The 20533-nt window shown below is 38.7% G+C and carries 22 protein-coding genes and 1 tRNA gene; 9 read left to right on the forward strand and 14 right to left on the reverse strand.

Going from position 1 to position 20533, the window contains the following annotated elements:
- The first annotated feature begins 66 nt into the window (after positions 1–66).
- The 5 genes from ACYIAR_RS13480 to ACYIAR_RS13500 all read left to right on the forward strand — a co-directional run bounded on the left by ACYIAR_RS13480 (position 67) and on the right by ACYIAR_RS13500 (position 4963).
- Entirely contained in the window at positions 67–1506 is a 1440-nt protein-coding gene (locus ACYIAR_RS13480) for a tetratricopeptide repeat protein (protein WP_480330208.1), read from the forward strand.
- Positions 1507–1564: 58 nt separating this feature from the next.
- Positions 1565–2065, forward strand: coding sequence for an NfeD family protein (locus ACYIAR_RS13485; protein WP_480330210.1), 501 nt, complete (start codon positions 1565–1567; stop codon positions 2063–2065).
- A 28-nt stretch (positions 2066–2093) separates the two neighbouring features.
- The gene (gene floA / locus ACYIAR_RS13490) at positions 2094–3086 is read left to right on the forward strand and encodes a flotillin-like protein FloA (RefSeq protein WP_480330212.1); all 993 of its coding nucleotides are present in this window, start codon (positions 2094–2096) and stop codon (positions 3084–3086) included.
- A 106-nt stretch (positions 3087–3192) separates the two neighbouring features.
- On the forward strand, positions 3193–4062 hold the full coding sequence (locus ACYIAR_RS13495; RefSeq protein ID WP_480330214.1) for a nucleoside phosphorylase: 870 nt from the start codon (positions 3193–3195) through the stop codon (positions 4060–4062).
- 145 nt (positions 4063–4207) lie between these two features.
- The gene (locus tag ACYIAR_RS13500) at positions 4208–4963 is read left to right on the forward strand and encodes an inorganic diphosphatase (RefSeq protein ID WP_480330216.1); all 756 of its coding nucleotides are present in this window, start codon (positions 4208–4210) and stop codon (positions 4961–4963) included.
- Here the strand turns inward: ACYIAR_RS13500 and ACYIAR_RS13505 are convergent.
- The 11 genes from ACYIAR_RS13505 to ACYIAR_RS13555 all read right to left on the reverse strand — a co-directional run bounded on the left by ACYIAR_RS13505 (position 4920) and on the right by ACYIAR_RS13555 (position 14685).
- On the reverse strand, positions 4920–5510 hold the full coding sequence (locus ACYIAR_RS13505; protein WP_480330218.1) for a Crp/Fnr family transcriptional regulator: 591 nt from the start codon (positions 5508–5510) through the stop codon (positions 4920–4922). The genes ACYIAR_RS13500 and ACYIAR_RS13505 overlap by 44 nt on opposite strands.
- A 6-nt stretch (positions 5511–5516) precedes the next feature.
- Positions 5517–6425 (reverse strand): hypothetical protein, encoded by a 909-nt coding sequence (locus ACYIAR_RS13510; protein WP_480330220.1) that lies wholly within the window; start codon positions 6423–6425, stop codon positions 5517–5519.
- A 261-nt stretch (positions 6426–6686) separates the two neighbouring features.
- On the reverse strand, positions 6687–7361 hold the full coding sequence (trmD, locus tag ACYIAR_RS13515; RefSeq protein WP_480330222.1) for a tRNA (guanosine(37)-N1)-methyltransferase TrmD: 675 nt from the start codon (positions 7359–7361) through the stop codon (positions 6687–6689).
- Positions 7362–7530: 169 nt separating this feature from the next.
- A tRNA-Met gene (locus tag ACYIAR_RS13520) sits at positions 7531–7602 on the reverse strand.
- A gap of 259 nt (positions 7603–7861) precedes the next feature.
- Positions 7862–9205, reverse strand: a complete 1344-nt coding sequence (locus ACYIAR_RS13525; protein ID WP_480330224.1) for a glucose-6-phosphate isomerase — start codon at positions 9203–9205, stop codon at positions 7862–7864.
- Between the two features lie 148 nt (positions 9206–9353).
- Positions 9354–10352, reverse strand: coding sequence for an NAD(P)H-dependent glycerol-3-phosphate dehydrogenase (locus ACYIAR_RS13530; protein WP_480333661.1), 999 nt, complete (start codon positions 10350–10352; stop codon positions 9354–9356).
- Positions 10353–10365: 13 nt separating this feature from the next.
- Positions 10366–12096, reverse strand: a complete 1731-nt coding sequence (gene lysS / locus ACYIAR_RS13535; RefSeq protein ID WP_480330226.1) for a lysine--tRNA ligase — start codon at positions 12094–12096, stop codon at positions 10366–10368.
- A 111-nt stretch (positions 12097–12207) separates the two neighbouring features.
- Positions 12208–12798 (reverse strand): nicotinate (nicotinamide) nucleotide adenylyltransferase, encoded by a 591-nt coding sequence (gene nadD / locus ACYIAR_RS13540; protein ID WP_480330228.1) that lies wholly within the window; start codon positions 12796–12798, stop codon positions 12208–12210.
- A complete protein-coding gene (locus ACYIAR_RS13545; RefSeq protein WP_480330230.1) occupies positions 12788–12976 on the reverse strand; it encodes a hypothetical protein in 189 nt (62 codons plus the stop codon). Before ACYIAR_RS13545 ends, nadD begins: the two co-directional genes overlap by 11 nt.
- Before the next feature lie 262 nt (positions 12977–13238).
- Positions 13239–13805 (reverse strand): guanylate kinase, encoded by a 567-nt coding sequence (gmk, locus tag ACYIAR_RS13550; protein WP_480330232.1) that lies wholly within the window; start codon positions 13803–13805, stop codon positions 13239–13241.
- A 1-nt stretch (position 13806) separates the two neighbouring features.
- The gene (locus ACYIAR_RS13555; protein WP_480330234.1) at positions 13807–14685 is read right to left on the reverse strand and encodes a YicC/YloC family endoribonuclease; all 879 of its coding nucleotides are present in this window, start codon (positions 14683–14685) and stop codon (positions 13807–13809) included.
- An 87-nt stretch (positions 14686–14772) separates the two neighbouring features.
- On the opposite strand from ACYIAR_RS13555, the gene ACYIAR_RS13560 reads away from it, so the two are divergent.
- Genes ACYIAR_RS13560 through ACYIAR_RS13570 form a run of 3 tightly spaced genes read left to right on the forward strand, consistent with a single transcriptional unit; the run spans position 14773 to position 17131 of the window.
- On the forward strand, positions 14773–15318 hold the full coding sequence (locus tag ACYIAR_RS13560; protein WP_480330235.1) for a beta-class carbonic anhydrase: 546 nt from the start codon (positions 14773–14775) through the stop codon (positions 15316–15318).
- Positions 15319–15350: 32 nt separating this feature from the next.
- On the forward strand, positions 15351–16361 hold the full coding sequence (gene murB / locus ACYIAR_RS13565) for a UDP-N-acetylmuramate dehydrogenase (protein WP_480330237.1): 1011 nt from the start codon (positions 15351–15353) through the stop codon (positions 16359–16361).
- Positions 16361–17131 carry an MBL fold metallo-hydrolase gene (locus tag ACYIAR_RS13570; protein WP_480330239.1) on the forward strand — a complete coding sequence of 257 codons (771 nt, stop codon included), beginning with the start codon at positions 16361–16363 and terminating at the stop codon, positions 17129–17131. Before murB ends, ACYIAR_RS13570 begins: the two co-directional genes overlap by 1 nt.
- Here ACYIAR_RS13570 and ACYIAR_RS13575 read toward each other — a convergent pair.
- The 3 genes from ACYIAR_RS13575 to pheS all read right to left on the reverse strand — a co-directional run bounded on the left by ACYIAR_RS13575 (position 17109) and on the right by pheS (position 19874).
- On the reverse strand, positions 17109–17999 hold the full coding sequence (locus ACYIAR_RS13575; RefSeq protein WP_480330241.1) for a hypothetical protein: 891 nt from the start codon (positions 17997–17999) through the stop codon (positions 17109–17111). The two genes, ACYIAR_RS13570 and ACYIAR_RS13575, sit on opposite strands and share 23 nt — an antisense overlap.
- Positions 17996–18637: an endonuclease III gene (gene nth, locus ACYIAR_RS13580; protein ID WP_480330243.1), complete on the reverse strand. Its 642-nt coding sequence runs from the start codon at positions 18635–18637 to the stop codon at positions 17996–17998. Before nth ends, ACYIAR_RS13575 begins: the two co-directional genes overlap by 4 nt.
- A 217-nt stretch (positions 18638–18854) precedes the next feature.
- Positions 18855–19874 carry a phenylalanine--tRNA ligase subunit alpha gene (gene pheS, locus ACYIAR_RS13585; RefSeq protein WP_480330245.1) on the reverse strand — a complete coding sequence of 340 codons (1020 nt, stop codon included), beginning with the start codon at positions 19872–19874 and terminating at the stop codon, positions 18855–18857.
- Positions 19875–20095: 221 nt separating this feature from the next.
- Between pheS and ACYIAR_RS13590 the strand changes: the two genes are divergently transcribed.
- Positions 20096–20530 carry a hypothetical protein gene (locus ACYIAR_RS13590; protein WP_480330247.1) on the forward strand — a complete coding sequence of 145 codons (435 nt, stop codon included), beginning with the start codon at positions 20096–20098 and terminating at the stop codon, positions 20528–20530.
- Positions 20531–20533: the final 3 nt, after the last annotated feature.

Genomic DNA, 20533 nt, shown 5'->3' on the forward strand with positions numbered 1-20533 from the left:
GATTGTCTGAAAAACGAACGTATATCTGATAATGAGTTAATAATTTAATTACGAATAAAAGTTAGAATGAGAATTTCATTTGACAAATGGATAATGGCATTTGCTGCAACTTGTATTTGCGGCTCAATGCAAGCACAGACACTTAATGAAGCCAAGGCTTTGTATAACGAAGGAAAATATGCTGAAGCTAAACCTGCATTTGAGAAGTTTGTAAAACAATCTCCTGGAAATGCATCATATAATCATTGGTATGGTGTATGTTGTCTGGAAACCGGCGATATAGAAAATGCTGAGAAATATTTGTCTGTTTCTGTGAAGCGCAAGGTGATAGACGGATTTAAATATATGGGTGAGTTGTATTTCAAGACTTTTCGATATGATAAAGCCGTTGAAATGTATGAAGAATATATTGACTGGCTTACAAAAAAGAAAAGAGATACTGAAGAGGCAGAGCTTCGACTCGACGAGTTGGAGAATGCTGCCCGCATGATGGATAAAGTTGAGGCTGTTCATGTGATTGACAGTATCGTTGTTGATAAAAGCGATATACTTCAGGCTTATACTTTGAGTGAGGAGTGTGGCTCGCTTGTTTATTCTGACGATATGTTTTCATCTTCAGGAAATGAAAATTCTGTAGTGTTTGTAAATCAGAAAGGAAATAAGGCATATTATGGAAAGCAAACAGCAGAAAATCATTTTTGTCTGTTTACTCAGTCTTTGCTGATGGACAAATGGTCTGACGAGAAGCAGTTGCCTATGAATATAAACAGTCAGGAGGATGATAATTATCCGTTCGTATTGTCTGACGGAGTGACTATTTATTATTCGTCAAAGGGTAATGGCTCTTTGGGCGGATATGATTTGTTTGTTACCCGCTATAATATGAATACAGATACATATCTGGCTCCGGAGCAATTGGGAATGCCTTTTAATTCTCCATATAATGATTATATGATGGTTATTGATGAGGTTAAGCAGTTGGGCTGGTTTGTATCTGACCGCTTCCAGCCGGAAGGAAAGGCTTGTGTATATCTGTTTATACCGAATGAAAACCATGAAAGGGTGAATACGGAAGATGCTTCGTTGAAACAGGCTTGGGCTTCTCTGTCTTCAATCAAGACAACATGGGAGGCAGGAAAGGATTATTCCGAATTAGTGGCTTTGGCTCATGAGGTGATACCTTACGGACCACAGAAGAAAGATCATGACTTTGAGTTTGCTGTATCTCCAAATACAATGTATTATAAATGGGAGGACTTCAAATCTCCTGAAGCAAGAAACTTTTATAAGCAGGCAACAGATATCAGACAGCAGATTGAAAAGACTGAGATGCAGCTTCAGAAAATGAGACAGGAATATTCTTCTACAAAGAATACTGCCAAAAAGGAGCAGATGAAAGATAAGATTCTTCAGGCAGAAAACAAATTGCTGGAATTGGCTGACCAGCCTGCAGAATTGGAGAAGAATGCACGAAATGCTGAGGCTCCGAAATTAAAGAGAAAATAACTTGTGCGGCGTTGTATAATAAATTTTTGCAATGCCGTAGCACAATTGATTATAGCTTATGTTATCCGAAATTACTATTATCGTAATATGTATGTTGGCTGCTATTATTCTTTTGATAGCAGAAGTGTTCTTTATTCCGGGAATAACTTTGGCAGGTATTGCCGGGGCCTTGTGTGCTGGCGGTGGTATTTGGTATGCCTATAGTTTGGATATGACAATAGGACATATTACAGTTTTGAGTTCAATTATAGGATTTGTAGCTGTTTTCTGGTTTTTCGTGCGTTCACGTTCATTTAAGATTATGGAATTGAATGCAGACATAAGTTCAAAGGTTACATCAAATCTGGAACAAGGCATAAGTGTAGGGGAAAAAGGTGTCACTGTTTCCAGACTTGCGTCTGTTGGTAAGGCTAGATTCAATAGAACAATTGTTGAAGTAAAAGCGGAAAACGGATGGATTGATGAGAACACACCTGTTCTTGTAACCAGGATTGAGGACAATTATATCTGGGTCATCACAGATGAACAGGCGGAAGAAACGGAAAATAGTATTCAGTAAATAAATTATTCATTTAAAACTAAAACATATGGAAATCACAACTTCAGCTCCGTTGGTTATGCTAGGGATTGCCATTCTGCTTTTGATGGTTTTCCTTTATTATGTGCCTTTCCTTTTATGGATATCGGCAAAAGTTTCCGGGGTGAACATTTCGTTATTGCAATTGTTCCTGATGAGAATACGAAAAGTTCCTCCATACGTAATTACTCAGGCAATGATTGAAGCACATAAAGCAGGTTTGAGAAATCTTACAAGAGATGAACTTGAAGCTCACTATCTTGCCGGCGGACATGTGGAAAAGGTTGTGCATGCTCTTGTTTCTGCGTCTAAGGCAAATATTGACCTTTCGTTCCAGATGGCAACGGCAATTGACTTGGCTGGTAGAGATGTGTTTGAAGCTGTGCAAATGTCGGTTAATCCAAAGGTTATAAATACTCCTCCGGTAACTGCTGTTGCAAAAGACGGTATTCAGTTGATTGCTAAAGCGAGGGTGACAGTCCGTGCCAATATCAAGCAGCTGGTTGGTGGAGCAGGAGAGGAAACTATTCTTGCACGTGTTGGTGAAGGTATTGTTTCTTCAATCGGTTCATCAGACAGCCATAAGACAGTGTTGGAGAATCCGGATTCTATTTCAAAATTAGTATTGAAGAAAGGCTTGGATGCCGGAACTGCTTTTGAAATCTTGTCAATTGATATTGCCGATATTGATATAGGAAAGAATATCGGTGCATATTTGCAAATGGACCAGGCTCAGGCAGATAAGAATATTGCTCAGGCTAAGGCTGAGGAACGCCGTGCAATGGCTGTTGCCCTTGAACAGGAAATGAAAGCAAAAGCTCAGGAAGCACGTGCCAAAGTTATCGAGGCAGAAGCTGAAGTTCCTAAGGCAATGGCAGAGGCTTTCCGTACCGGCAATCTAGGTGTTATGGATTATTATAAGATGAAAAATATCGAAGCTGATACATCTATGAGGGAAGCAATTGCAAAACCTTCTGCTTCGCAAAATAAGACAATTAAATAAGTTTCAGTTGACTAGTTGACAAGAAAACGAGTTGACAATAGTTTTAAAACACCGGAGTTGATGATTTAAATCAGTTCCGGTGATTTTATAAAAAATCCAATAGAATATGAATCCAATTCCTTCTTCAGAATTAATAATAAATGCAGATGGAAGTATTTTTCATTTGCATATCAAGCCGGAACAGCTGGCTGAAAAAGTTGTCCTTGTTGGTGACCCGGAACGTGTGTCTATCATAGCGACTTATTTTGATAATATCGAATGCGATATCCAAAGCAGAGAATTTCATACTATAACTGGAAAGTATAAGGGAAAAAGAATAACTGTTGTTTCTCATGGTATCGGTACGGACAATATTGATATTGTTCTGACAGAACTTGATGCTTTGGCAAATGTTGATTTTGCTACAAGAACAATAAAGGATGAGATAAAACAATTGACATTGGTGAGAATCGGTACGAGTGGCGGCCTCCAGCATGAAACTCCGGTGGGAACATATGTGGCAGCAGAGAAATCAATAGGTTTTGATGGTGTTATATATTTCTATGGCAATACAGATAAAGTCCGTGATTTGGAAATGGAAAAAGAACTGGAACGTCAGCTTGAATGGAAAATAGAAGGATTACGTCCTTATGTGGTTCCGGCTGATAAGTCTCTGATAGAGCAAATCACCAAAGATGATATACTCAGAGGTGTGACTATTGCCGCAAACGGATTTTATGGTCCGCAGGGAAGGAAAATCAGACTTCCTCTTGCCGACCCAGATTTGAACAGCAAGATTCAGAAGTTCGAATATAAGAATCAGAAGATAACTAATTTTGAGATGGAAAGTTCTTCGCTTGCCGGACTTGCAGCGCTTATGGGACATAGAGCTATGACTGTGTGTTGCATTATAGCAGGCAGGGTTGAAAAGAACATGAATACGTCTTATAAAGATTCATTGTCTGAATTAATAGTCAAGGTTCTTGAACGTATTTGATTTTAATGTTTATAAGTTTTCAGATGCAAGTTGACAAGGTAGGAAAACGGACGTAAATATAAATGTCTGAATAGCTTGTCAACTTGTTTTCTTGTTAACTGGTAAACAAGAAGACGAGTTTGCATAACCAAAGTAAATAATATATATGATAGAAGAAGCTATATCGAGGTATTTGAAAGAGAACAATCAAACAGAGATAAATCCGAAAGCTGTTCTGTTTGATATGGACGGTGTTCTTTATGATTCTATGAAATTCCATGCGCGTTCATGGAAGGAAATTGCAGAAGAATATAATCTGGAAGCAGATGAGTATGATTTTTATCTGTATGAGGGAAGAACCGGAGCCAGTACCATAAACGAACTATTTATGAAAACATTCGGTAGGGAAGCTACGGAAGAAGAAAAGCATAGTATATACGAAAAGAAGGCTGCTAAATTCAGAGCCTATAATGATGGAGAAGCTATGCCGGGAACTACAGAAGTTCTGGAAAAGGTTAAATCCTGCAATATGCAGCGACTTGTTGTCACAGGCTCTGGACAAATGAGCTTGATTGATAAACTGGAACATACTTATCCCGGAATGTTTACCAAAGAGAAGATAATAACTGCATATGATGTGAAATACGGAAAACCAAATCCTGAACCATATCTTATCGGATTGCAAAGGGCAGGAGTAAAGGCTAATGAAGCGTTTGTAGTGGAAAACGCACCAATGGGTGTAAAAGCCGGGGTTGATGCCGGAATATTCACCATAGCAGTAAATACCGGTCCATTGAAAGATGAAGTTCTGCTTGAAGCTGGAGCACACCTGTTGTTCCCTGATATGAAAACTTTGGCTGCAGAATGGGATAATATAATCAGCGGAATAAACGCTTTTTCAGCTTGCAATACCAAGAAGTAGTTATTCCAATATATTGCGCTATATATTTGTCAGGAACACGGCTGATAAGCCATTTTTGATTATCATACATATAGCGTATGAATTCCTCTGCCTTGCATGACTGGCGGATTGCAAACAACGTGTACAATTTGGAGATAAGCGTAAGCATCACATTCTGATAATAGGATGCAAATAATGGATAACGTAAAGACAAGTCTTCAATATGTACACGTGAAAAGCAAAGCAATTCGCCGTCTTCAATGGCTTTTATCTCAAATTCGGAGGGCTCTTTTGTGAAGTAACCTATTGCTGAAAGAAAAGGAATGTCGCATTCGGCAGCAAAGCCTGTCACACATTCATTCCCTTTCTCGTCAACATATAAATTTACGAATAATCCTTTGTTTATAAAATAACCGTCTGTACAAAGCTCGCCGGTGCGGAGCAGATATTCTCCTTTCTTAACTTTCACAATATGAGAATGGCTTTCCAGCTCATCAATGAAAGCTTTATCACGTTTTAAAGGTTCTGGAATTCCTTCCAGAAAGCGATAAAAAGGAGATTCCGGCATTTTCCTTTAGTCTTTTAATGTGAACTTTTTCTGTCCGATAAGGTTACCGTCAGCAAAGATATCTACTCGATAAGTTCCCGGTGACAGGAATTCTTCAACATCCCAATACATAGTAACAGGAACTTCTTCTCCTTCATATTCAATCATTTTCTTCATTGAATATGAAATTTCCTTACCTTCGAAAGAGAATACATTACCTCTGTTTTTTACCAGAATGTCATCATCCGGTTTCATTATTCTGACATAAATATCTTTTTCACCAACAGGAGCTGTGATGTTCTTTGATATCTTGAAGTTCAGTACTAACTGCTGAGTTTTACTGATTTTCTTTGCTAATTTACCTCTCGAGTTAACAGGTGTAACGCTTATTGAGGTTGCATCAAGACGGCTTGCTAAAGTTACACGTTCGGTAAGTTTTTCTTTTTCTTTCTTTAAAGTAGCAGCAGTTGATGTAGCCTGTTTGTATTTTTGAACGGCTTCGTTTTTCTCAACTTTCAACTGTTCATTAGCTCTGTTCAAAGAGTCAATTTGAACAACATAGTTACGCATAATTTTACGCAAAGTAGCCAATTCCTTTTTCAATCGTGCTATTTCTTTTGCGTTTGTAGATTTTACGGTTCTAAGTTCTTCCATCAATCTTTGAACTTTTGCTTGTTCAGTAGATAGAAGTGCAACAAGTGAGTCGTTACTTACACTGAACTTATAACCTTCATATTGTAATGATAGTTCATTAAATTCGTCGGCAAGCATTTCCTTTTCAAGGTCGAATGTCTGTGTCATTGCTTCCATCTGTTCATTTTGATGGAAAATATAATAACCACCTCCGGCTACAATTAAAACCAAAACTATAACTGCAACGAGCAGCAATGACATCTTGTTGATTTCTTTTGTTTCTTTCTTTTCTATGTTATCCATAACTCTTCTTTTGTCTTATTTATATTGATCATGAGTTTTATCAAAAAACATGATTAATACACAAATTATGTTATTAATAAGTGAGCCACAAAATTAAAGATTTTTTTTCGAGCTTTTCAGAGAGTTTGCCAGTTTTTTATGTTATACAATATATTTTCGTGTGATTTCTATATCTGGATACGTTATTTCTCTAAAATAAAACCCGCCATTGGTTTCATAAATACCAATGGCGGGTTTATTATAAACTGTTATTGTTTGCTATTATTTCAATAAGTCCGGACGAAGTTTTGCAGTTCTTTCCTGTGCCTGCTGCAATCTCCACTCTTCAATTTTTCTTTGATGACCAGAGAGCAGAACTTCCGGAACCTTCCATCCTTTATAGTCCGCGGGACGAGTATAAACTGGAGGAGCCAGCAGATTATCCTGGAAAGAATCAGATAATGCACTTTGCTCATCACCGATTACACCAGGTATTAGTCTGATTACGGCATCCGAGATTATAGCAGCTGCCAATTCTCCGCCTGTAAGTACATAGTCACCCACAGATATTTCCTTTGTAATAAGATGTTCTCTGATTCTATAATCTATACCTTTGTAATGTCCGCATAGAATAATAAGGTTATTCATCATAGACATTGAGTTTGCCATTGGCTGATTGAATGTCTCTCCGTCTGGGGAAGTATAAATTACTTCGTCATATTCTCTTTGACTTTTAAGTTCGGAAATGGCACGGTCAATAGGTTCAATTTGCATAACCATACCGGCTTCACCGCCAAATGGATAATCATCCACACGTCTCCATTTATTGGTTGTATAGTCTCTTAAATTATGTAGATGGATTTCAGCAAGACCTTTGTCTTGTGCACGTTTCAGGATTGAGCAGTTTACCATTCCGTCAATCATTTCCGGCAGGACTGTAAGAATATCTATGCGCATAAGCTATGTTTGAAATCTGTCTGAATATTTGATTTTATTACCACAAATGTAATATAAAAAAAGAAGATATCCTTTTTCAGATACCTTCTTTAATTATTTGGCAATAGAATTTGTTAATTGAATAGGTATAAAAAAAGTCGTCCGAATTATAATGACGACTCTTTCTGAGTTGCGGAGGCCTGATTCGAACAGACGACCTTTGGGTTATGAGCCCAACGAGCTACCACTGCTCCACTCCGCGATGTAGTATCAATCATCCCTGATTGCGAGTGCAAAGGTAGTGATTATTTTTTATAAAGCAAATCTTTTTGGACTTTTTTGTCATTATGTTTGTAATAGATTGTATATCCGAGGTTTGATATACGGAGTTTATGGCATAATGATAGTTATATTATGTTTGAAAAACAGAACCGAACCCACATCCGTGTGGGGCCGTAATAATTTTTTTGATATATACGGCCCCGCGAAACTGTGGGTTCGGTCCTATATAACAGGCTGAATTATAATCTAGCCTTGATAGCTTCAGATTCTTTTTCGTATCCAGGTTTGTTAAGCAAAGCAAACATGTTTTTCTTGTATGCTTCAACACCCGGCTGGTTGAATGGATTTACACCAAGCATATATCCGCTGATACCGCAAGCTTTTTCAAAGAAGTAGAACAACTGACCGATATAGTATGGAGTAACTTCCGGCATAGTAACTTTGATGTTTGGAACACCACCGTCAACGTGAGCCAATTGAGTTCCCAATTCTGCCATTTTGTTTACTTCATCAACACGTTTACCAGCAAGGAAGTTCAAACCATCAAGATTTTCTTCATCGTGAGGAACCTGAACATTGTAAACTGGATTTTCAACAGAAATTACAGTTTCGAATATTGAACGTTCACCTTCCTGAATCCACTGACCCATAGAGTGCAAGTCTGTAGTCAAATCTACAGCTGTAGGGAAAATACCTTTGTTGTCTTTTCCTTCGCTTTCTCCGTAAAGCTGTTTCCACCATTCAGCAATGTAATGCAATTTTGGATGGAAGTTACACAAGATTTCAATTTTCTTACCGCTCTTGTATAATTCGTTTCTTGTAGCTGCATAGATAGCTGACAAGTTTTCAGCAAAAGGAACATCAGCTCCAGTAGCTTTTTCCATATCTACAGCACCTGAAATCAATTCACGGATACTAATACCTGCAACAGCAATTGGTAACAATCCAACCGGAGTAAGAACAGAGAAACGACCACCAACATTATCTGGAATTACAAAAGTCTTGTAACCTTCCTGAGTTGCTAATGTACGCAACGCACCTTTTTTAGCATCTGTAATAGCTACGATACGCTGACGAGCTTCTTCTTTTCCAACAGAATCTTCCAATTGTTTTTTCAAGATACGGAAAGCAATAGCAGGTTCTGTTGTTGTTCCTGATTTAGATATATTGATAATACCGAACTGGCGACCTTTCAAAACTTCGCTCAATTCATGCAAATAATCTTCTCCAATATTGTGGCCGGCATATAGCATGATAGGATTCTTGCGATCTTTCTGCAACCAGTCGAAGCTGTTGTTCATTGCTTCAACTACAGCTCTAGTTCCAAGATAGCTTCCGCCAATACCTATTGCTACAACAATTTCACATTTTGAACGAAGTAGGTTAGCTGTATTTTCGATATCAGCCAATTCTTCTTCAGTAATTGATGATGGCAAATGCAACCATCCTAGGAAGTCATTGCCTTCGCCATTTCCATTGTGCAAAGTGGCGATACACTCATTGGCTTTAGCTTCTTGAGCAAAAACCTGGTCTTTAGAAACAAATCCTAAAGCTTTTTCGATGTTTAAAGTAATGTTTTTCATAAATATTCTTCTTATAAAAGTACAGAGACATACAATGGGCTTGTATGTCTCTGCAAATATAGTGAAAGGTGAGCGGAGAGCAAAATAAAAAACTTGTTTTTGATTTTGCTGTTCCGAACCGCATCCTATAATATCTAAAATACTTATTCTATTTAAATGTTTCAGTCAGTTGTCTGATAACGGTTGTTGGAGATTTCCTTTCATATAGAATTGCATACAAAGCATTCAATATTGGCATATTGACTTTGTATTTTTGTTCGTTGATTTCGTGAATACATTTGGTTCCATAGTAACCTTCTGCAATCATTTCCATCTCCACTTGTGCCGTCTTGACAGAATATCCTTTTCCTATCATAGTTCCGAATGTTCTGTTTCGGCTGAAACGGGAATAGGCAGTAACCAGTAAGTCTCCAAGATATACCGAATCAGTGATGTCTCTTTCCAAGCCATGTACTGCATTGAGGAAGTTTCTCATTTCTTCAATTGCATTACATATGAATACGGCTAGGAAATTATCTCCATATTTCATGCCGTGACAAATGCCCGCTACAATTGCATAGACATTCTTTAAAACAGAAGCATATTCAATGCCTGTCACATCCTTACAGCAATAATTATTGAGATATTGGTTCTTGAAAACAGATGCAAAAGCATAAGCATTGTCGATATCAGGACAACCAAGTGTTATGTATGACAATCTTTCCAAGGCAATTTCCTCTGCATGGCATGGTCCGCCTATTACTGCAATATGATTTAAAGGAACATTGTAATATTCTGCGAAATAGTCTGCTACCAACATGTTCTCATCCGGAACAATACCTTTTATGGCAGAAATGATGAATTTATCCTCCATCGAAGTCTTTACCTTCATAAGGTGTTGTTTCAGGAAAGGCGACGGTGTCGCAAATATCAAAGTGTCAGAGTCATCAATAGTCTCGTTGATGTCTGAATAGAATTTAATTTTGCTTAAGTCGAACTTTACAGAAGAAAGGTAGCTTGGATTATGGCCATACTGCTTGAACTCCTCGATCTGTTCAGTACGGCGCATATACCAATTGATACTATCTTGAGTAGAAAGTACAATTTTGGCTAAGGCGGTAGCCCAGCTACCACCTCCCATTATTGCAATTTTACCAGGCAAATTCATTATACTCTGACTTTTATTTTGCTGCATTCTCTATCCATCCTGCAACATCTTCGGCTGTAGGATTTTCAAGTTCCAGCTTGTATTTCTTATTGATTTCACAAAGCTCCTGTCTTACTTTGTTCGGATTGGCTTCCTTAAGAGATTCAACAGTCAAATATCCTGCTTTCTGCAAAGCCGGAACCCAGTCTTTATTTATTCCAACAGCTACATATTTTTCTGCAGAGTCTTTCTTAACTGTCTTTTCAGGGCGCATTTGTGGGAAGAACAGAACTTCCTGGATGCTTTCCTGACCTGTAAGGAACATTGTCAGACGGTCCATACCAATACCCATACCGCTGGTTGGAGGCATACCATATTCCAAAGCTCTCAAGAAATCCTGGTCGATGAACATTGCTTCATCATCACCCTTTTCTGACAGACGAAGCTGTTCCTGGAAACGTTCGCGCTGGTCAATCGGGTCGTTAAGCTCAGAATATGCATTTGCAATTTCCTTACCGCAAACCATAAGTTCGAAACGCTCTGTAAGTTCAGGATTGTTACGATGCTTCTTTGTAAGAGGAGACATCTCGATAGGATAGTCAGTGATGAATGTCGGCTGAATGTAATTACCTTCACATTTTGCACCGAAGATTTCGTCGATGAGTTTACCTTTACCCATTGTTTCGTCTTCTTCAACACCAAGCTTATGACAAACTTCGCGAAGCTGGTCTTCGTTCATTCCTGTGATGTCGATGCCTGTATTTTCCTTGATTGCGTCAATCATGGAAATACGTTTATATGGAGCTTTGAAGTTGATTTCCTTATCACCGAATTTTACAACAGTTGTTCCAAGAACATCCATACAGATGCGTTCAAGCAATCTTTCAGTGAAGTTCATCATCCAGTTATAGTCCTTGTAGGAAACATAAATTTCCATGCAAGTAAATTCAGGGTTGTGCGTACGGTCCATGCCTTCGTTACGGAAGTTACGGCTGAATTCATATACGCCTTCAAAACCGCCTACGATAAGGCGTTTCAAATACAACTCGTTGGCAATTCTCAAATACAACGGAATGTCCAATGCGTTATGGTGAGTGATGAACGGACGGGCTGATGCACCACCAGGAATACTTTGTAGTACAGGTGTATCAACTTCTGTATAACCATGTTCATTAAAATAGTTACGCATTGAATTGAAAATCTTGGTACGTTTGATGAAGATATCTTTTACACCTTCGTTAACAACCAAGTCCACATAACGCTGGCGATAACGCATTTCAGCATCGTTGAAACCATCATATGCTACGCCATCTTTGTATTTAACAATAGGTAACGGACGTAAAGACTTAGCCAAAACAGTCAATTCCTGTGCATGAACAGAAATTTCACCCATCTGTGTGCGGAAAACAAAACCTTTGATGCCGACAAAGTCACCAATGTCCAGCAATTTCTTGAATACAACATTGTATAAGTCTTTGTTTTCGTCCGGACAAATATCGTCACGTGAAATATAAACCTGAATTCTTCCTTCAGAGTCCTGTAATTCCATGAATGACGCTTTACCCATAATGCGGCGACTCATAATACGGCCAGCAATGCATACCTGACGAGGCTCTGCATCGTCTTTGAAAGATTCTTTTATTTCTTTAGAATATGCATTTGTTTCGTACTCTGCTGCTGGATATGGCTCGATACCCATTTGGCGCAACTGTTCCATGCTGTTGCGTCTTATTATTTCTTGTTCGCTCAGTTCTAATAGATTCATTGCGTTCTTATTTTGTATAATATGGGGCAAAAGTAAAAAAAAAGTGACAATATAACAAGTTTTATCAGTCTTGCTATCAGTTTTGTTGGTCAATCACTAATAAATGTGCGACTATTCTATATAAAGTTTATTGTTTGAGATATATTCTCCAACTTTTTCCGGGAGGAAAAACCTTATATCTTTACCTGCTTTTATGGAGTTTCTGATGAAGGTTGAAGATATTTCGATGATAGGAGCAGGAACAGCATTTGCATTCTTGCAGTTTTCCGGTATTACAATTTTATATCCGTTTCTGGGATATATATATATAGGAAATTCATTCATGATATTATCATGATTCTTCCATTGTCCGAAAATCTGCCAGTTGTCAGCTCCCATTATAAGACAGAACTCCCTGTCTTCAAATTTGTTTCGCAGTGCGCTAAGTGTTGCGTATGTGTAGGAGGGCTGTGGCATTGTGAACTCAAGATCGCTTACTTGGAAATGAGGATAATCTGAAGTAGCAATTCTTACAAGTTCAAGCCGTATAGAGTCATCCAGTAGATTCCTCTTGTCTTTTAGTGGATTGTGGGGCGTAACCATAAACCATACTTCTTCCAAATCGGTGTATTCGCATAACCAATTTGCAAGAGCAAGATGTCCTATATGAATAGGATTGAATGAACCGGAATATATCCCGGTTTTTATACGCTTACTTCCCATTTTGCCTTTTGTATGAAATAATATTGTGAATTTGCAATATTAATACAAATAACATTCCTCCTCCAATAATGTATTCTTCCTTATACAAAGCAAAAATTCCGGCAAACATAGCAATAATAGCCAGGATAATGCTGGTGATGAAAATAGTTTTGCTAACTTTTTCTTTCTGGTTTATCATTATGGTAATTTTGAATGATTTCTAGATAAGTTGCTATATTATGATTGGAAGCTGTTTTTGTTTTTTCGTCTGATGATTTGGAAACTATTCTATATTATCAGAAATCTTACATTTAAATATTCAGAAACTGTTTTCGCCACAAATGTGGTTTGATTAGGTCACAAGTGTGGTTTAATTAAGTCACAGCTGTGACCTTATTAAGTCACACTTGTGACGAAAACAGTTTTTGTTATATTAAACTTAATCCTTGCTAGAACGTTCCTTATTTATCTAAGAAATTTCTGACTGTTCTCAATGTTTCCTCTTTAGCTTTGTCCAGGTCATCATTGACTATTACAACATCAAACTGTTTGGCGAAGCCTAGTTCGTATTCAGCTTTAGCAAGTCTGCTTTCTATCACCTCCGGACTATCAGTGTTGCGGCCAACTAGTCTGCGACGTAATTCTTCAACTGATGGCGGCTGGATAAATACGGATAAAGCTCTGTTTCCGTAGTATTTCTTTATGTTGCATCCGCCAACTACGTCAACATCAAAGATAACATTGTTGCCTTCCTTAAATATTCTTTCAACTTCGCTTTTAAGCGTTCCGTAAAACTTGTCTGTATATACTTCTTCGTATTCCAGAAAATCTCCGGCAGCAATGCGTTTACGGAAATCTTCAGGACTGAGGAAATAATATTCCACACCATCTTTTTCTTCTCCACGAGGAGCGCGGCTGGTTGCTGAGATTGAGAACTTAAGGTTAAGTCCCTGTTCCAGCAGATAATTTATGATAGTAGATTTTCCCGAACCTGAAGGTGCGGAAAATATTATTAGCTTTCCGTCCATATTATAATACGTTTAATACTTGTTCCTTAATCTGCTCAAGCTCGTCTTTCATGCGAACTACGATTTTCTGCATTTCCGCATGATTGCTTTTTGAACCCAAAGTGTTGATTTCACGTCCCATTTCCTGAGCGATGAAGCCAAGCTTCTTACCTTGTCCATGACCATTGTTCATAGTTTCAAGGAAATATTTAAGGTGGTTATCCAGGCGACTCTTCTCTTCGCTCACGTCGAGTTTTTCGATGTAGTAAATCATCTCCTGCTCAAAGCGGTTTTTGTCGTAGTCTTGAGCCGCCACCTTTTCCAAGTTGTCACATATGCGAGCCTTGATCTTGCTTATACGTTCATTTTCGTAAGGCTCAACATCTTTAAGCAATTGCGCAATGTTTTCTATCTTCTGACCAAACAGTTTTTGCAACATAGCACCTTCTTGAATTCGGAACTCCTGTAATTGCTTTATAGCTTGGTTTACGGCATTTTCCACAACGCTCCATTCTGCTTCGTCGGCTTCAACGACTTCAGTACGGATTACGTCAGGGAAACGCAAAACCTGTTGCATTTCAGCCCAGCTGCTAGGTTTTTCTATTCCAAGTTTTTCAGAAATCTCTTTCAATTGGGCATAATATCCTGCAACTGCTTCCTGGTTTATCTGAGCAGAAGAATCTTTTCCAATTGATTCGATATATATGCTAAACTCAACTTTTCCTCTTTCCAGAGCTTGCATCAAAAGGCTTCTGACAGCCATTTCCTTCTCTCTGTAGATAGCAGGAATACGAGTTGACAAATCCAGCTGTTTGCTGTTCAAAGCCTTGATCTCAACGGTTACTTTTCTCGAAGGCAGTTCGGCTGTAACCTTGCCGAACCCAGTCATTGATTGTATCATTGCTTTATAAAATTTTTGCAAAGATAAGAAAGCCTTTTAAGTTAAGCAATACCTCTTTTTTTGTAAGTTTGCGGAAAATTTGCGATTATGATAGAAGATTTGCTTAAGTACAATAAAGAGTTTGTAGCTAATAAAGGATATGAGAAATATATCACTAACAAGTATCCTGACAAGAAAATAGCAATAGTTGCATGTATGGACACTCGTCTGACAGAGCTTCTGCCAGCAGCTCTTGGACTTCGCAACGGTGATGTGAAAATTATAAAGAATGCCGGAGGTGTTATCTCACAGCCATTCGACAGTGTAATCAGAAGCCTTTTGGTAGCAATATATGAGTTGGGGGTCGAAGAAGTTATGATTATTGGCCATACGGATTGCGGCGTTCAGCATATGGACAGCAATATGATGATAAAGCATATGAAAGAACGTGGCATTTCTGAAGACCATATAGAAATGATGCGCTATTGCGGAATAGACTTTGAATCATGGCTTAGCGGTTTCGACGACACTGAAAGTGCGGTGAAAGAATCTGTAGATTTGGTTCAGCACCATCCGCTGATTCCTTCGGATATCGTTGTCCGTGGCTTTATAATGAATTCAGTTAGCGGAGAAATATCAGAAGTAGTTAAATGAAGTAGCAGAAAATATACTATAACAAGAATATTATGAGAATAGAACAGAACTACTCATTGGAACAACATAACACTTTCCATCTTCCTGTAAAGACTCGTTGGTTTATGGAGTATGAAACAGAAGAAGAACTGGAAAAGATTCTGCATGACGAATATTTTCAGGAATGTCTTTCTACACATATAGGAAGTGGAAGCAATCTGCTTTTCATTAACGACTATAATGGTATAATTCTTCATTCGGCAATAAAAGGAATAAATGTTGTGAGTGAAGATGACGATCATGTGGTTATTCGTGTCGGCGCAGCCGAATTGTGGGACGATGTTGTTGCCTTTGCTGTTTCAAAAGGATGGTTCGGAATAGAGAATTTATCTCTTATTCCTGGAGAAACCGGAGCTGCTGCTGTCCAGAATATCGGAGCATATGGCGTTGAGATAAAAGATGTAATAGAATCAGTCGAAGCATGGAATCAGCTGTCATTCGAAAAGGTTTGCTTCTCTGTTTCCGACTGCGATTATTCATATCGCAACAGCCGTTTCAAGAATCCGCATCTTGATCCGCATATCGTAACATACGTAAATATCAGATTATCTAAAAAAGAATCTTTCTCTTTGGACTACGGACAGTTGAAAGAGAAGTTCTCAGATGTTCAGCCAACGCTCCAGACAGTGCGCGATGCTGTTATTGCAATCCGTAGGGAAAAACTTCCTGATCCGTCGGAACTGGGCAATGCCGGGAGCTATTTTATGAATCCTGTTATCCCAGTCGAACAGTTCGACAAACTTAAAGCTCTTTATCCGACAATACCGTCATATCCGGCTTCGGAAGGAAAAGTGAAAGTTCCTGCAGGCTGGCTTATCGAGCAATGCGGATTCAAAGGCAAGCGCCATGGTGAAGTTGGAGTATATGAGAAACAGGCTTTGGTTCTGGTGAATTATGGTGGAGCAACCGGCGATGAAATTGCTCTGGTTGCGGAAAGTATCCGCACTGCCGTAAACGACCGTTTTGGAATAGAACTGATGCCAGAGGTTAAATACATTGTATAATGAAGATAACATTTCTAGGAACCGGCACTTCGACAGGAGTGCCGGAACTGCTTTGTGACTGTTGCGTGTGCAAAAGCAATGACGCAAAAGACAAACGCCTTCGCTCGTCTGTTTTGATTGAGGAAGGAAACACTTCCGTAATGATTGATTGTGGTCCTGATTTTTATATCCAGGCGCAGAAATATATAAGCAAGCCGATTGATGCAGTGCTGCTAACCCATGAACATTACGACCATGTCGGCGGCTTGGATGATTTACGTCCTTTCTGCAGATTCAAGGATATGCCGATATTTGCCGAAGCCAATGTTTGCGAGGCTATCCGAATCCGTCTACCATATGTATTTAGGGAGAATAAATATCCCGGAGTTCCAAACCTCGTTTTGCATAACATATCCGAAGCTCCGTTCCATATCGGCTCATTGGAAATTATCCCGATAAGAGTTATGCACGCCCGTTTGCCCATTCTCGGCTTCCGTATAGGAAATTTTGCATATATAACAGATATGAAGACTTTGCCCGAGAGTGAATATTCCAAATTGCAGAACCTGGATATCTTAGTCATAAATGCTCTGAGGAAAGATGAAAGGCATATTTCTCACCAAGGTCTTGAGTCTGCGCTTATGCATATATCAAACCTTGCGCCTAAACATGCATACATCACGCATATAAGTCATCGTATGGGATTGCATGCCGAAGAAGAAAAACTATTGCCCGAAAACGTAAGTTTTGCATACGACGGATTGCAACTTACAACGGAGTACATAAAGTAATGTATATCTGTTTCCTGTCAGATGTGGTTTGAGGAGTTAACTCGATGTCCGGAAAATAAAGTTTTAGTTTTCCGGCTATTGAATCTCCAAGCGAAGTGTATATGCTGTCATTAGGCACAGAGCAAGGAAAAGAGCAGAACGAGCACAGATTTCCTTCACTGGTGAAAATATCCATATTAATAGTAGAAGACGGATATTCCCAAATGACAGTATCGCCTTTCGCCAGTTTCATATGCCATTCGTTAGCCGGAACAATAAAATTAGCAGTAGCTTTATTATCGAATTCTTTCCTTGAAGTTGAAATAGGATTTGCCGACTCATCTTTATATCCGGCAAGCTGCCGGCGCGCCACATCATTCAGAAGCTTTTTGCTGAAACTGGCAATCCATAGACCATTGTGATGATAACAGCCAAGAAATGAACTTCCTTCGTTTGGATAATATTTGAAATCTATTCCATATTTCTTTTCTTCCTGAGGCGCATAGAAAGGAAGGAAACTTTCCGAAATAATTCTTTCTATTTCTTTCCTTTTCCCGTTGTTTGCCTGAATATAACAGACAACACCTTCTTTGTGGAACGACAATAGCATATACTTGAAATCATAATACATTATCAGTTTTATGAAAACTTCCGGAATATATTTGCGGAAAATGCAATTGCCGTTTTCTTTTTCCAGCACCATGTGGCGCAGTTGTCCCGGTTTGTTTACGGAAAGTATAGATGTATAATCTTCAGGAATAAGGCAAAAAATATCTTCTTTCTCCGTTTGTTTCTCTTTTTTGAGGAAACCGAAAAAGTAGCTTACGGAGATGCATGCTAAGATTAAGGTTAGCACAACAATGATGATATCTTTTGCATATTCTTTCATCCTTTTTTACTCATGAAATATTTGCACCATTTCATCAGTCCACATTCTTCACACTTTGGTTTTCGTGCCAGACAAATATATCGTCCGTGCAATATCAGCCAATGATGTGCGATTGGAATAAGTTCTTCGGGAATATTCTTTACCAGTTCTTTTTCCGTTTCCAGCGGAGTTTTGCTGTTGTTTGTCAGTCCTAGTCTGTTCGAAACACGGAAAACATGCGTATCCACAGCCATGGCAGGTTTGTCAAATATTACTGAGGCAATTACATTTGCTGTCTTTCTACCAACTCCGGGCAACTTCTGCAAATCTTTTATGTCCGAAGGAATTTCACCGTTGAACTGCTCCACAAGCATTTTTGCCATTCCTACAAGATGCTTAGCTTTGTTGTTGGGATATGAAACGCTTCTGATATATTCAAACACAACTTCCGGAGTGCTTTCCGCCAGAACTTCCGGCTCGGGAAAAGCCTCGAAAAGGGCAGGGGTGACTTGGTTGACACGTTTGTCGGTGCATTGTGCCGAAAGTATTACGGCAACAAGCAATTGGTAAGGGTTTTCATAATGCAATTCGGTTTCTGCTGTTGGCACATTTGCCTGAAACCATTCAAGAATACCTTTGTATCGTTCTTGTTTGCGCATGATTATCGTCTTTTTGTTTGTTTTTCTATTTTACCCAAAGATAAACAAACGGCGCAAATAAACAAAAAAAATACTGACAGGTTTATTTGCAATAAAAAACCTATCAGTTTCTCTTCTGTTTTATCAAGCCAAGCTGGCAACCATATTCATTTTACGTGTGTGTTTCCCCGGACCATGGTTAGTGGTCCGGGGTGGTAAAATGATTTAGGTTGCAATTTTAATTGGCTGATTCAAATTGTTTCAGAAAACGTATATCGTTCTCTGAGAACATACGTAAATCTTTTACTTGATATTTAAGGTTTGTAATACGTTCGATACCCATACCTAATGCATATCCTGAATAAACTTTGCTGTCAATTCCGCAGTTTTCAAGAACATTAGGGTCAACCATACCACATCCCAGGATTTCAACCCAGCCGGTATGCTTACAGAACGCACATCCTTTACCACCGCAAAGGTTACATGAAATATCCATTTCGGCAGATGGTTCTGTAAATGGGAAATATGATGGACGCAGGCGGATTTTAGTTTCAGCGCCAAACATTTCTTTGGCGAAGAACAAAAGTGCCTGTTTCAAATCTGCAAAAGAAACATTCTTATCCACATACAAAGCTTCAACCTGGTGGAAGAAACAGTGTGCGCGATATGAAATAGCTTCATTTCTGTATACTCGTCCCGGACAGATGATACGGATAGGCGGTTCCTGCTTTTCCATAACTCTTGACTGCACAGATGAAGTATGCGTACGAAGCAATACATCCGGCTGATGCTGGATAAAGAAAGTATCCTGCATATCACGAGCTGGATGGTCATCAGCGAAGTTCAAAGAAGAGAACACATGCCAGTCATCTTCGATTTCCGGACCTTCAGCAATGCTGAAACCCAAACGACCGAAAATATCGCAAATTTCTTTTTTAACCAATGACAAAGGATGACGTGTTCCTAAGTTGATAGGATAAGAAGTGCGTGTCAGGTCAATCTCATCGTTCGAAGTCTGGGCATTTTCAAAACCCTCTTTCAATTCGTTTATTTTGTTCTGAGCAGTTTCCTTCAGTTTGTTAATGAACATACCAACTTCACGTTTCTGTTCTGCCGGTACGTTGCGGAAATCATTCATCAACATAGAGATTTCCCCTTTTTTGCTGAGGTATTTGATACGCAAAGCTTCCAGTTCTTCAGCATTTGCAGCTGTTATATTTTCTACTTCCTGGAGTAGCGCTTTTATTTTATCAATCATTTTAATCCTTATGTTTTTATATTCGACGGGCAAAGGTAATTTATTATTTTTTGAAAAACAACGTATTTGTTGAAGTTTTTTAAGTAATCTGTTTAAATCACCACAGTCGGTAACTATGCTTTTGCTCTATTTATCGTTAAAACCTATAGATGTTATCGGAAAAATGAGTTATTAAAATAATGTATGAAGCAGCACCTCTTCCTACTTTTGGAAAAAAGATTATGAAAGTAGCGGTTTTGTATTACAGTCATAAAGGGAAAACAGCTTTTTACGCTCGTGAGATAGCAATGTATCTGTGGTCGCAAGGTTTCAGTGTCAGCTTAAGCGCTGTTTCTGATTTCAACAAGGATAAACTTAAAGAAGTAGATTTCCTGATTACCGGTTGCTGGACTTGCGGATGGTTTGTCGTCAATCAGCATCCTCACCAAAAATGGGTTGAATTCAGCAAGGAAATAGCAGGAATCATACCGCCGGAGCGTACATTATTATTTACTACTTACAAGTTCCGTATCGGAAGTATGTTTTCGAATATGAAAAAGGCTCTGTCAATTCCTAAATCTTTTCCTGTTTATGAATTGAAATCCAAAACCGGATTTCTTACAGACGAAGATAAATTAGCATTAAATAGATTTACAAATGTTTCACCTTTAAAATGAAGT

The sequence above is a fragment of the Parabacteroides sp. KHUB-01 genome, from assembly GCF_056640935.1.